Source organism: Bifidobacterium sp. N4G05 (genome assembly GCF_002742445.1).
In the GTDB taxonomy this organism is placed as follows: Bacteria; Actinomycetota; Actinomycetes; order Actinomycetales; family Bifidobacteriaceae; genus Bifidobacterium; species Bifidobacterium hominis.
The window spans coordinates 337,120-350,363 of record NZ_NJNQ01000001.1 but is presented as its reverse complement, the minus strand read 5'-3'; the positions used below and the strand labels follow the sequence as shown (position 1 = coordinate 350,363).

Genomic DNA, 13,244 nt, shown 5'->3' with positions numbered 1-13,244 from the left:
ACCCCGCAAAAATCCCCTTTGACTTGGGGCATCTTCTGACGCGTTGGGGAAGTCCGTCGATGGCGCGGCTCATGCCCAGCATGGTGTTGTAAGGATTGGTGGCTGCGATCATCGGGTCAATTAGCTGCAGGATGTTCATGACCGCGAAAAGCGAGTTGGTGCGTGGGACTGGATGGCACGTCCGGTTTGCGGGGCACAATGGAGCTTATGACTGAAGCTGAAAACACCAAACCAGAACTTCCTGAGCATGTTCGCGTGCGTTTCTGCCCGTCCCCGACCGGCATTCCGCACGTCGGCATGGTCCGCACCGCACTGTTCAACTGGGCTGAGGCCCGCCATACCAAGGGCACGTTCGTGTTCCGTATTGAAGATACGGACGCCCAGCGCGACTCCGAGGAAAGCTACAACCAGATCATCGAAGCCCTGAATTGGCTGGGCATCGACTGGGACGAGGGCATCAACGTGGGTGGCCCCGACGGCCCGTACCGCCAGTCCGAGCGCGGCGACATCTACAAGGATGTCGCAGCCAAGCTGCTTGAAGCCGGCTATGCATACGAATCCTTCTCCACTCCGGAAGAAATCGAAGCCCGCAACGTGGCCGCCGGCCGCCCGAAGGCTTTCGGTTACGACGGCTACGACCGTGATCTCACCGAAGAGCAGAAGGCCGCCTTCCGTGCCGAAGGCCGCAAGCCCGCCCTGCGTATCCGCATGCCCGATGAGGATGTCGCGTTCGACGATCTGATCCGTGGCCGCATCGAGTTCAAGGCTGGTTCCGTGCCGGATTACGTGATCGTGCGCCCGAACGGCGATCCGCTGTACACGTTGACCAACCCGGTCGACGACGCCATGATGAACATCAACGTGGTGCTGCGCGGCGAGGACCTGCTGAGCTCCACCCCGCGTCAGATCGTGCTCTACCGTTACCTGATCGAGCTGGGCGTGGCCAAGGAAATGCCGCTGTTCGGCCACATGCCGTACGTGATGGGCCAGGGCAACAAGAAGCTTTCCAAGCGTGACCCGGAATCCAATCTGTTCCTGCATCGCGACAACGGTTTCATTCGCGAAGGCCTGCTGAACTACCTGGCGCTGCTGGGTTGGTCCATCGCCGCCGACCGCGACGTGTTCTCCATGGAAGAAATGATCGAAAAGTTCGACGTGCGTGACGTCAAGGCCAATCCGGCCCGTTTCGACCTCGACAAGGCCATTTCCATCAACGCCGAGCACATCCGTATGCTTGAGCCGCAGGACTTCCTGAACCGTGCCGTGCCGTACCTGAACCGCGATGGCGTGGTCTCCGCCGATTCCTGGGATGCGCTGACCGATCGCGAGCGTGAGGTGCTGTCCGCTTCCGTGGAGCTCGTGCAGCCGCGCGTGCGCCTGCTGGGCGAGGTCGCCGGCATGGTGGGCTCGCTGCTCTCCACCGAGGGCTACATCGAGCCTGATGATGACGCCAAGAAGCAGTTGAAGGATTCCGCTCCGGCAGTGCTCGACGCCGCCATTGCGGCGCTTTCCGACGTTGCTGAAGATGATTGGAAGACCGACTTCCTGCATGAGACACTGAACAAGTCGCTGATCGAAGATGGCGGTTACAAGCCGCGTCTGGCGTTCGGTCCGGTGCGTGTGGCCATGAGCGGCCGTCGCGTGTCTCCGCCGCTGTTCGAATCCATGGAGATCGTTGGCAAGGAGATCACCGTCGCACGCTTGCAGGGCTTGCGCGAGCACCTGTGATGCGCTGATGGTGTGATTTTGCCGATCGCATGACTGTCGACCCGCTGGAATGTTCCGTTCCAGCGGGTTTGTTGTTCTGGGATGCTGTTTAAGAATGGCGGAAAATGGCGCGACACGCCGTGACTTGCGCACTCCTACGGATTCGCGTATATTTATCACTCGTTGCGGTTCACGGCTCAGCTGAGAATCACAGCAATAACTCAAGCCCCCGTCGTCTAGCGGTCTAGGACTACGCCCTCTCACGGCGCCAACACCGGTTCAAATCCGGTCGGGGGTACGACGGACAACTTTTCGAAGTTGCCACGCCTGCCAAATTGGGATGTGGTGTAATTGGCAACACAGCTGATTCTGGTTCAGCCATTCTTGGTTCGAGTCCAGGCATCCCAGCCAATGACCCTCGCAGATGCGAGGGTTTTTTGTTTTTCGCAAGCATGTCTGCCAGTACAACATAGTCCAAGAAAATTGCACTACCCTAGGAAGCATGACTGAATTGCAGAACGCAGCAAAAGCCGCCGCCACGCGACCGCGCATCCAACCGGCGGAAGAAGGCGACGATCGCCCGCTTTCCGTATCCGCGCGACTGGGACGATTGCAATTCCACCAATCCGGCAAATTCCGCGTTCTGCAGCTTGCCGACATTCAAGACGGGCCGAAAGTCAGCAAAGACACCGTCAAACTCATCGAAGCGTCACTGGATGCCACAAGGCCGGATATCGTCATCTTCACCGGCAATCAGATCGCAGGATATGATCCCGCATACGCGCAAACCACGCGCAAACGTCGTTGGAGCGCTGCCGCGGGGATTTCCTCCAAAACCGCTTCATCCAAGTCTTCCGAAGCGTCAGAACGGTTCGAAGCTGCGCTGGAACGCACCTGCGCATCCGTGCGCGCCACTGTCGAACAGCTCGTGCGTCCGCTTGCCGATCGCGGCATTCCGTGGGCGGTGACATTCGGCAACCACGATTTTCAATGCGGGCTCAGCAATGCGGAAATCGAAAGCATTTGCAGGGAATTTCCCGGATGCGTGAACCCTGAGCCTACGGGAGGCGAGAGCGGCCTCGGGGGCGCAAATTCTGCAAATTCTGTGGGAAGCATGGATTCTGCGGAAGCTGCAGGTTTCGTGCAACTCCGGGCGGAATCGTATTTGCCGAATCAGCGCGTATTCGCTTGCGAGCCGGGCACCTTCGCATTGCCGGTTGCCGATGTGGACCATACGATGTCCGTGCTGGGCTTGGTATTGCTGGATTCGGGCGATTACGCGCGTTCCGGCGGGTACGGAAGTCCGTCCGCGGAGGCGTTGCGATTTCTTGCCGAAGTGCCGAAAGCGATGCGTGCGCAATCGCAGGAAATTGGGCGATCGCAGGAACCGGCGGTCCCGTGCATGGTATTCCAGCATTTTCCGGTGCAACAGTATTACCAACTGCTTAAGCCGGCCGCAGCGAATGCGGCACGTGCGATTGAAGGCTACCGCAATTTCGCTGGAAAACATTACGTTTTGGATGAGGAAAAAACGCTTCCCGGCAGTTATCTGGGGGAGGGTGTCAGCTGCCCGGATGCCGACAGCGGTGAATTCGCGATATTGGAACAGCATGACTATTTTGCGATTTCCGCGGGACATGATCACCGCAACGCATTCGTTGGAACAGTGCCGGTTTCGCGAGAAATGGCCTCGGCTGATGCGCAGACGGCGGCTTCGCCAGGCAAGGTTGGCGGTCTGATGATGATCGCGTCGCCCACCAGCGGTTTCGGATCGTATGGTCCGGTGCCGCAGAAGCGGGCCGCGCGGCTGATCGAGTTCGACATCCGCCATCCGTACGAGCCGCGTACGCAGCTGCTTGAATACGGCGAATTGGTGGGCAAACCGAGCGCGGGCAAGGCGTACGCGTACGGCATGACCAGTGAATCGAAGCCCGAATCCGAAGGCGTGGATCTGCTGCATCGGCCGACATGGTGGAGCAAACTGTTGACTTGGCTGCGTAAGAAGTAGCTGAAAAGAGCGAAATGACAAATCCTGCAAGGAAATGGCAAAACTTGCGGAAGGCAGGAAATAGCAAAACCGTGTCCTGCATGCATCGCGGAACACGGTTGAGAGGCTGTATATTGCCCGTCAGCGACCGGAAGAAGCCTTAATCAAGGCGTCGGTCAAATACTTGCCGGCAGCCATAACCAGCGGGGCGTAACGGCGTCCGGGATTGGACCCCATACGACCGTCCGGGCCGGAAATCGAAATTGCGGCAATCACCTGACCGGAAGCATTGCGAATCGGCGCGGAAATCGAGCATACGCCTTCATCGCGCTCGTTGACCGACTCGGCCCAACCGCGCTTGCGCACGGCGGTAAGCTTGGCCGCGGTGAACTTGGCGTGACGCAACCCCTGATGCAGGCGTTCGGAATCCTCCCAAGCCAGCAAAATCTGGGCCGCGGAACCGGCCTCCATCGACAGCATCGCACCAACCGGAATGGAATCACGCAAACCGGAAGCGCGCTCCACGGCGGCGATGCACACGCGCATATCGCCTTGACGGCGGTAAATCTGCGCGGATTCGCCAGTGCGATCCAGCAACGTCTGCAAAATCGGCGCGGCTGCGGTCAGCAAACGATCCTCGCCGGCAGCAGCGGCCAATTCCGCAAAACGCGAGCCAAGCACGAAACGACCATGCTGATCGCGCAGCACGAAACGGTGACGCTCCAACGCAATCGCCAGACGATGCGCGGTCGGTCGGGCCAAGCCCGTCGAGGAAACCAGCTGTCCGAGCGTTGCCGGACCGGATTCAAGCGCGTCAAGGATTTTGACGGTCTTGTCAAGCACGCCCACACCGGAATGAATCTCATTGCTTTGAGAAGACGTCGTGTGGTGGGTCTCAGCTGGAAGCTCAGTCTCATCCGACTGCGATTCAGGCATGGTGGTGCTTGTATTCGAAGAAGTCATAAGAGGGATTATGCCATCTCACATATTGAAATGCAAAATGTACGCAATGTCGGACTGCGGTAGAGCAGGTATTTTAATCTTTACGCAGTTATGGAAAAAGCTGGAAAAAATCTGAATTTTCAACGATTTTGTAGGTACATACGGGGAGATATGCCACAATCGCGGCGATTTTGACATGATCTGGAGTGAACTTGGCGCATATGTGATGTGTGCGTTGCATGCAAGTATCTCATATACCGGCATAAACGCGTTCGAACCAGGCTCGAACACCATAGGCTTATAGCACGAACAACGCGGGTTGGCAATACCGCGAGGAAAAAGCGAGGAAAAATTCGAGGAGGTCCCACAATGGGAACGACATTGGCCGAGAAGGTCTGGGCCGATCATTTGGTACGCAAGGGTAGCGATGGGGCTCCCGACTTGCTGTACATTGATCTGATGCTCATGCACGAAGTCACCAGTCCGCAGGCATTCGAAGGCTTGCGACTGGCCGGACGCAAGCCACGTCACCTTGACCAGCTGATCGCAACGGAAGATCACAACACGCCGACTGCCGACATCGACCGCCCGAATCCGGATAAGATCTCCGCGCTGCAGCTAAGCACGCTCGAAAAGAACTGCAAGGATTTCGGCGTACGTCTGTGCCCGCTGGGAGACGCCGATCAGGGCGTGGTGCACGCGTTCGCGCCGGTGCTGGGCCTGACGCAGCCGGGCATGACGATCGTGTGCGGTGACTCGCACACCTCCACGCACGGCGCGTTCGGTGCCATGGCCATCGGCATCGGCACCTCCGAAGTCGAACATGTTATGGCAACGCAGACCCTGAGCCTGAAGCCGTTCAAAACCATGGCCGTGAATATCGAAGGTGAACTGCCGAAGGGCGTCACCGCAAAAGACATTATTCTTGCGATTATCGCGAAGATCGGCACCGGTGGCGGCCAAGGGCACGTCATTGAATATCGTGGTGAGGCCATCAAGAAACTGTCGATGGACGCACGCATGACCATCTGCAACATGTCGATCGAAGCGGGCGCTCGCGCCGGCATGATCGCGCCGGACGAAGTGACGTTCGAATATCTGAAGGGACGCCCGCATGCGCCGGAAGGTGAAATGTGGGACAAGGCCATCGAATACTGGAAGACGCTGAAAACCGATGACGACGCCGTATTCGACAAGGAAGTGACCATCAAGGCCGAAGATCTCGAGCCGTATGTGACGTGGGGCACCAACCCGGGTCAGGGCATCAAGATTTCCGGCGTGGTGCCGGATCCGGCTTCGTTCAACGATGAAACCGAGCGCACCGCGGCCGAGCGTGCCATTGCCTACATGGGCTTGACGCCGGGCATGCGCATCAAAGACATTGCCGTGGATACCGTGTTCATCGGTTCCTGCACCAACGGACGTCTCGAGGATCTGCGTGTGGCCGCTTCCATTATGAAGGGGCATCACAAGGCCGAAAACATTCACCGCGTGCTCGTGGTGCCGGCCTCCTCTCGCGTGCGTTTGCAGGCGGAAAAGGAAGGACTTGACAAGATCTTCAAGGACTTCGGTGCCGAATGGCGTAACGCAGGCTGCTCCATGTGCCTGGGCATGAACCCCGACAAGATGGTGGCCCGCGAACGTTCCATCTCCACTTCGAACCGCAATTTCGAAGGTCGACAGGGCAAGGGGTCGCGTACGCATCTGGCGTCGCCGGCGGTCGCCGCCGCAACGGCCATCCGCGGTACCATCTCGTCTCCGGCTGATCTGTGAATCGTTGAGAATGCTTGAAAACCTGAGAAATCTTGGATTTCCGGCATTCTGTGAATCGTTACATCGAAAGAAATAGTGAAATGGAAAAACTGACTACTCTTACCGGCGTGGCCGTGCCGCTTCGCCGTTCCAATGTCGATACTGACCAGATTATTCCAGCCGTGTTCTTGAAGCGCGTGCAGAAGTCCGGTTTCGACGACGCGCTGTTCTATGCGTGGCGTCGCGATCCGGAATTCGTGCTCAACCAGCCGGAATACAAGCGGGGCAAGATTCTCGTTGCCGGACCGGATTTCGGTATCGGATCTTCTCGTGAACATGCCGTGTGGGCATTGCATGATTACGGCTTCCGCGTGGTGATTTCATCTCGTTTCGCCGACATTTTCTACGGCAACACCGCCAAGAACGGTGTGCTGGCTGCGATTATGCCGCAGGAATCCGTTGAGTTGCTGTGGAAGCTGCTTGACGAGGAGCCGGGCCGTGATATGACGGTGAGCCTGGAGGATCGCACGGTGACGTGCGGCGACGTGACGCTGCCGTTCGAAGTGAACGACTATACCCGTTGGCGCCTGATGAACGGCTATGACGATATCGATCTGACGTTGCAGTATGAAGACGATATTGTGACATACGAGAAGATGCGTGCCGAAAAGTTCCCGTTCAAGCCGAAGACGCTGCCGGCGAAGCGTGAGCCGGAGCAGTTGATCGCGTCCGCGCGCGAAGGCGAATACCCGGATTGGCAGGGCCCGCTTGCCGATCGCGGCATCATCTGAGTTGGCGGCTGGCTAGGTGCGAGGGCTGTTTGCGGGGTGATTCCTCCAGTGGGTGGAAGGATCACTCCGCTTGCGTTGTTGCGCGGGCTGTTTGCGGGGTGATTTTTCCAGTGGGTGGAAGAATTGGGACGTCGGGATGATTGTTCGCGGGAGGATTCTTCCAGTGACTGGAAGGATTGGGATGTTATGTGATGCGTGAGCGGGAGGATTCTTCCAGTAGGTGGATGTTTTTGGACTTTGAGACGGTCCGTAGCGGGGTGATTCCTCCACTGGGTGGAGGTTTTGGGACGATTAGGGGACTCATATTGTCCGGATTCTTCCAGTGACTGGAAGGATTGGGACGTTGGGATTGCTGATTATGTGAGATTTGCGCGGGTTTTGCATATGAGACGCGCTATGGTGGGCTTATTGTTTCGTGCTTTCGTAGCTTTCGGAGAGAAAAATGAGCCAGGGTTTTGCGCCGTTTTATGATGTCAATCGCACGTATGAAGACAACTATTTGCAAGGGCCGTTCGGCGCGTTTGCCGAAGTGTTGCGGGCTGATGCGTCCGATTCTGCGGGATCGGTCACGTCTGTTGTTGCTGAGGTTGCGTCCGATTCCTCCAGTGAGGTTCAGGGCGTTCAGACCATTCAGGCCGCTCAAGCGCAGGAATTCCTTGGTTTTCGTGTGAATCTGCCGTTCGGTATTCCAGCTGGTCCGCTGCTGAATGAGCGTTTCACCACGGCCGCTTTCCGTATGGGCTTCGATCTGGCGGTATACAAGACGGTTCGTTCCCGCGCATGGGGCTGCAATGCGTTCCCGAACGTGCTGGCCGTGCATCCGCGGAATGCCGATGGTTCGCTGGTTCCGGGCAGTGTCGAACTTGACGAGGGTGTGCTTGCCGATACCCGTTATGAGCTTCCGATTTCGATTTCCAACAGTTTCGGCGTTCCCTCCCGTGATCCCGACGAATGGCAGCCGGACATGCAGAAGGCAATCGCCGCAGCCGGTGACGGCCAGCTGCTGGTGCCGAGCTTCCAAGGCTCCCGCGTGGAGGGCATGGATCGTGAAGCGTATATCGCCGATCATGTCACCACCGCGCATTTGGTTGCCGAAACTGGCGCTGGCCTGATGGAAATGAACACCAGCTGCCCGAATGAGGGACATAATCGTCTGTTGTGCCACGATCCGCATTTGGTCGGCGAGATTACGGAAGCGGTGAAGAACGAAATCGGCGATCGTCCGCTGATCGTGAAGCTCGCATACATTCCGAATGATGCCGATCTGGAAATCATGGTGAAGGAAACCGCCGGCCATGGCGCGGTGCAGGGTTTCTCCACCATTAACACAATCTCCGCGAAGCTGGTGGATGCGAACGGCAATCAGGCATTGCCAGGCGCGGGGCGTGACCGTTCGGGCGTATGTGGCAATGCGATTCGTGGTGCAGGTCTCGATATGGTTGGCCGCCTGAATGCGATTCGCGAGAAGCTGGGTCTTGATTTTGCGATCGTTGGCGTGGGCGGTGTGATTCGTCCGGAAGATTACAAGGCGTACCGCGAGGCTGGTGCAAACGCGGTGATGAGCGCTACGGGTGCCATGTGGAACGCCCGTTTGGCGCAAGACATTAAAGCCGCACTGTAGTCACAGGTTCAATTGCGCCTGATTTGCGCTCTGTTGCGTTTCACCGTCCATTTTGCCCATTCGCTGGAAGGATTAGTGCAGCACGGGGGTAGCTGTCCGTCCTGATTCTTCCAGTGACTGGAGGGTTTTGCCCGCTGAGATGCAGTTTGGTGGGATGATTCTTCCAGTGACTGGAGGTTTTTGGACGGTGGAGGGGCTTGTATCGGGAGGATTCTTCCACCGACTGGAAGTTTTTGCCCGATGGGATGCGGTTTGGCGGGTGGATTGTTCCAGTGGCTGGGAATTTTGGTCGAAAGTCGAACGAAATTGGGAGACACTGCGCTGAACGCGGCATTTCACGAGCCCACTACATGCCTTATGGCAAACTGAGGGTTAGTGTGTTTCAAGCTTGAACCGTATAAGGGAAGCGAAAGAGGTTGAGCGTGTCTGACAACAACAACGACATTCTGCACGTCGAAGGTGGCAAGCCGCTGAACGGCACCATCAAGGTGCGTGGCGCGAAGAACTTCGTGAGCAAGGCCATGGTGGCGGCGCTGCTCGCCCCGGGTACGTCCGTGTTGAAGAATGTTCCGGAGATTCGCGACGTGCATGTGGTCTCCGACTTGCTGCGTCTGCATGGCGTGGACGTTACGGTGGATGGCGATCACGGCGTGGTCACGATCGACGCCACGAATGTGCAGCTTGCCGATGTGGCCGACGTGGATACGCTGTCTGGTTCGTCGCGTATTCCGATTCTGTTCTCCGGCCCGCTGCTGCACCGTTTGGGTGAGGCGTTCATTCCGGCTCTCGGCGGATGCAATATCGGCGGTCGTCCGATTGATTTCCACCTGGAAACGTTGCGCAAGTTGGGTGCCAACGTCGATAAGGAACATAAGGACGGCATTCATATCACCGCTCCGAACGGTTTGCATGGCGCGAAGATTCACCTGCCGTACCCGTCGGTGGGCGCTACCGAGCAGACGTTGCTTGCCGCCGTGCTTGCTGAGGGCAAGACGGAGCTTTCCGGCGCTGCCACCGAACCTGAAATCATGGATTTGGTGTGCGTGCTGCAGAAGATGGGCGCGATCATTTCCGTGGATGTGGACCGTACGTTCCGCATCGAAGGCGTGAAGGAACTGAAGGGTTACACGCACACTTCGCTGACCGACCGCATCGAGGCCGCTTCCTGGGCTTCCGCGGCATTGGCCACGCATGGCGACATTTTCGTCAAGGGTGCTACGCAGCCTGAAATGATGACGTTCCTGAACGTGTTCCGCAAGATTGGTGGTGAGTTCGACATCACCGATAACGGCATTCGTTTCTGGCATCCGGGCGGCGATTTGAAGCCGGTCGCGATCGAAACCGACGTGCATCCGGGCTTCATGACCGACTGGCAGCAGCCGCTGGTGGTGGCGTTGACGCAGGCGAAGGGCCTGTCGATCGTGCACGAAACGGTGTATGAGAATCGTTTCGGTTTCACGAAGCCACTGGTGCAGATGGGTGCCACGATTCAGCTGTATCGCGAATGCCTCGGATCGCTGCCATGCCGTTTCCAGCAGCGCAATTACAAGCATTCCGCGGTTATTTTCGGACCGACCCCGCTGACCGGCCGCGATATTGACGTGCCGGATCTGCGTGGCGGCTTCAGCCATCTGATTGCCGCGTTGGCGGCAAAGGGCCCGTCCAATGTGCAGGGCATTTCGCTGATTGACCGCGGTTATGCCGATTTCCGTGGCAAGCTCGAAGCTCTCGGCGCAGATTTCGACTGATTTGTTGCTTGATTTATCGCTGATATAGCTTGATTGGCTTGGTAAGGCCGGTGTTCACAACAGTGGGCACCGGCTTTTTGCTTACACATTGCCGTTGCTCGTTCTCAAAAACTTAGTAATTCAGTGTATAAATTATTGAACTTAATTTAGGGGGTTATGGCGCATAATAGTGATGCAAAAAGTTTTATTGTTTTTGAAAATAATGCCGATTTTCGGCAGAGATTCTTTCGGAATAGCATTATGATTGTCGATATCGAATGGCGTTTGCAACGAGGTGAACAGCCGAAGATATAAGGGTTTCCCTCATCGTTATTGTGTTTACTGCATGTCCAGACGGATTCTAGGGATAGTCGCAACATCTTCGTCGTCAATCGTCCTCCAGCCTATCCACCAGTTCCGCCTTTTTCGTATATTCCGTGTTTTTGTATTTCGTGTGTGCGTCGTGCATGAGCGCAATCGTTCCAACCAAGCGGAATGGGTGGTGGCAGAATGGAACGCATGGCATCCAAAGGAAAACCCTCGCCGCGTTCCGCGGTCAAACCGTTAAGCGACGAACAAGTCGCAAAGCTCGCACAGCGTCACCATCTTGTTGACCCAACCCACGACTTTCCATGCGGGCCGCGCAAAGCCAATGAAGCCGAAATCGCGGCGCAGAATCCGAAAGCGACCCATCGTCTGCTCACCGGATGCGACATCGTATTCCGCAACCGCACCAAACTCAAGGCGTGGGGCATCGAACACGTGCCGGAAACCGGTCCGTTCATCACCGCGGCCACGCACGTCACCATGTTTGACGTGTTCGTGCCCATGATCTCCATGTTCCATCAAGGCCGCCGTCCGCGCTACATGGCCAAAGCCGAAATGGCCTCGTGGCCGCTGATCGGCAAATGGTTCCAACTGGTAGGCATGCAGCCCGTGCAACGCCGTTCGGGCAAGGCGAAAGCCATTGAGGAAACCTCCGTGGAAATCCTTACCTCCGGCCGACCCCTAACCGTATGGCCGGAAGGTACGGTAACGCGCGACCCGCAGAAATGGCCGATGAGCATGAAAAACGGCGTGGGCATGATCGCGCTTGAGGCTTCGCGCCGACTCGGCTACCAGATTCCGCTGTATTGCGCGGTAACGTGGGGCGCGGCAAGCATCAACCATTGGTGGCCGTGGCCGCGTAAAAACGTGGTCATGTGCTACGACGAGGCGCTTGATTATGCGGATCTGCTCGCCGATTGCGATTTCTGGGGTGAGGAAGTGCCGGAGGATCTCGCCAACGAACTTACCCGACGCATCCGCGTGCGTATGACCGAAGTCATGGCCGAAATCCGCGGCGAACAAGCCCCCGATGGATATTGGGATTATCGTACGATGAGCCGAGTGAAGGACTGAATCGAAGAAGGCCGAATCGAAAAAGACCGCACACGCGATTGCTGAAATGCGGTAATCGAAATACTGCCAGCCGATTGCGCATACGTATGGCGCGTATTGCGGCATATATCGCGGTGTGCGTAGCCGGCGGTAGCATAGGAAAAGCAATTTTTGAGCCAAGACTCCGGGTTATGAATGATGCCCGGAGTAATGCAAGGAGCAAATATGACGAACGTGACGGTACTGGGCGCAGGAGCTTGGGGAACCGCTTTCGGTCAGGTGCTTGCCGATGCAGGCAACAATGTGACTATGTGGGCCATCGAACCGGAGATTGTGGAAGGCATTCGCGACCACCATCACAACGGTGTTCGCCTGCCCAGCGTGAAAGTGCTGCCAAGCAACATGACCGCCACCGGCGACCGTGCCGAAGCCGTAGCCAACGCCGACATTGTGATCGTGGCCATCGCCGCACAGTTCGCCCGCGTCGCGCTCGTCGAATTCAAGGACCTGATTCCCGAAACCGCACTCGTCGCCTCGCTGATGAAAGGCATCGAACGCACCACCGGCAAGCGCATGGATGAAGTCGTTATGGAAACGCTCGACCTGCCGGCCGACCGCTTCGCCGCGATTTCCGGACCGAACCTGAGCAAGCAGATCGCCGACCGCGAGCCGGCCGCAACCGTGGTCGCCTGCGAAAATCTCGACAATGCGCGCAAGATCGCAGCCGCTTGCACCACCGACTATTTCCGTGCGTTCGTAACCCGCGACGTGATCGGCTTGGAAATGTGTGGATCGCTGAAGAATGTGGTCGCGCTGGCCGTGGGCATGGCCCGCGGCGCCGGCTACGGCGAAAATACCGCCGCCATGATCGAAACCCGTGGCCTGGCCGAACTGACCGCCCTGGGCGAGGCGGCAGGCGCCGATCCGAAGACGTTCGCCGGTTTGGCTGGCGTGGGCGACCTGATCGCCACCTGCGGATCCCCGTTGAGCCGCAACTACACGTTCGGATCCAACTTGGGCAAGGGATTGAGCGTTGAGGAAGCCACCAAGGTGAGCAACGGCGTGGCCGAAGGCGTGCCGACCACCGATGCGGTGGTGGCGCTCGGCAAGCAGTATGGCGTGCCTACACCGCTCGCCACGGCCATGAGCCACGTGCTTTCCGATGGCATCTCCTGCGCGCAGATGCTGTCCGAACTTTTCGGCGAAGGCATCAGCGAAGAATAAGCTTTCCGCAACATCGCGATTGCAGATAAGACCGCACTTTCAGGTGCGGTCTTTTTATTTTTCGAGGCATGCGATTGCGTAAAACGTCAATCGGAATGTGTCAATCGTCAATC

General features: G+C 57.5%; 9 protein-coding genes and 2 tRNA genes. 10 read left to right on the top strand and 1 reads right to left on the bottom strand.

Annotated features, from left to right (window positions below):
• The first annotated feature begins 207 nt into the window (after window positions 1-207).
• From gltX to CE153_RS01620, 4 genes are all read left to right on the top strand, one after another.
• Window positions 208-1,728 carry a glutamate--tRNA ligase gene (gene gltX / locus CE153_RS01640; RefSeq protein WP_033524189.1) on the top strand — a complete coding sequence of 507 codons (1,521 nt, stop codon included), beginning with the start codon at window positions 208-210 and terminating at the stop codon, window positions 1,726-1,728.
• Between the two features lie 204 nt (window positions 1,729-1,932).
• A tRNA-Glu gene (locus CE153_RS01635) sits at window positions 1,933-2,005 on the top strand.
• 38 nt (window positions 2,006-2,043) lie between these two features.
• Window positions 2,044-2,118, top strand: a tRNA-Gln gene (locus CE153_RS01630).
• A gap of 91 nt (window positions 2,119-2,209) precedes the next feature.
• On the top strand, window positions 2,210-3,715 hold the full coding sequence (locus CE153_RS01620; protein ID WP_080789600.1) for a metallophosphoesterase: 1,506 nt from the start codon (window positions 2,210-2,212) through the stop codon (window positions 3,713-3,715).
• 120 nt (window positions 3,716-3,835) lie between these two features.
• Here CE153_RS01620 and CE153_RS01615 read toward each other — a convergent pair whose 3' ends face one another.
• Complete coding sequence (locus tag CE153_RS01615) at window positions 3,836-4,657, bottom strand: IclR family transcriptional regulator (protein ID WP_022244563.1); 822 nt, start codon at window positions 4,655-4,657, stop codon at window positions 3,836-3,838.
• A 348-nt stretch (window positions 4,658-5,005) separates the two neighbouring features.
• On the opposite strand from CE153_RS01615, the gene leuC reads away from it, so the two are divergent.
• The 6 genes from leuC (at window position 5,006) to CE153_RS01585 (ending at window position 13,131) form a co-directional block, all read left to right on the top strand.
• Window positions 5,006-6,409 carry a 3-isopropylmalate dehydratase large subunit gene (gene leuC / locus CE153_RS01610; RefSeq protein ID WP_004220236.1) on the top strand — a complete coding sequence of 468 codons (1,404 nt, stop codon included), beginning with the start codon at window positions 5,006-5,008 and terminating at the stop codon, window positions 6,407-6,409.
• 80 nt (window positions 6,410-6,489) lie between these two features.
• Window positions 6,490-7,179: a 3-isopropylmalate dehydratase small subunit gene (gene leuD / locus CE153_RS01605; RefSeq protein ID WP_004220235.1), complete on the top strand. Its 690-nt coding sequence runs from the start codon at window positions 6,490-6,492 to the stop codon at window positions 7,177-7,179.
• A gap of 442 nt (window positions 7,180-7,621) precedes the next feature.
• Complete coding sequence (locus CE153_RS01600) at window positions 7,622-8,800, top strand: diguanylate cyclase (protein WP_099594916.1); 1,179 nt, start codon at window positions 7,622-7,624, stop codon at window positions 8,798-8,800.
• Window positions 8,801-9,222: 422 nt separating this feature from the next.
• A complete protein-coding gene (gene murA, locus CE153_RS01595) occupies window positions 9,223-10,548 on the top strand; it encodes a UDP-N-acetylglucosamine 1-carboxyvinyltransferase (protein WP_004220229.1) in 1,326 nt (441 codons plus the stop codon).
• 498 nt (window positions 10,549-11,046) lie between these two features.
• The gene (locus CE153_RS01590) at window positions 11,047-11,928 is read left to right on the top strand and encodes a lysophospholipid acyltransferase family protein (RefSeq protein WP_099594915.1); all 882 of its coding nucleotides are present in this window, start codon (window positions 11,047-11,049) and stop codon (window positions 11,926-11,928) included.
• A 204-nt stretch (window positions 11,929-12,132) separates the two neighbouring features.
• Window positions 12,133-13,131, top strand: coding sequence for an NAD(P)H-dependent glycerol-3-phosphate dehydrogenase (locus CE153_RS01585; protein ID WP_033524192.1), 999 nt, complete (start codon window positions 12,133-12,135; stop codon window positions 13,129-13,131).
• Window positions 13,132-13,244 lie beyond the last annotated feature (113 nt).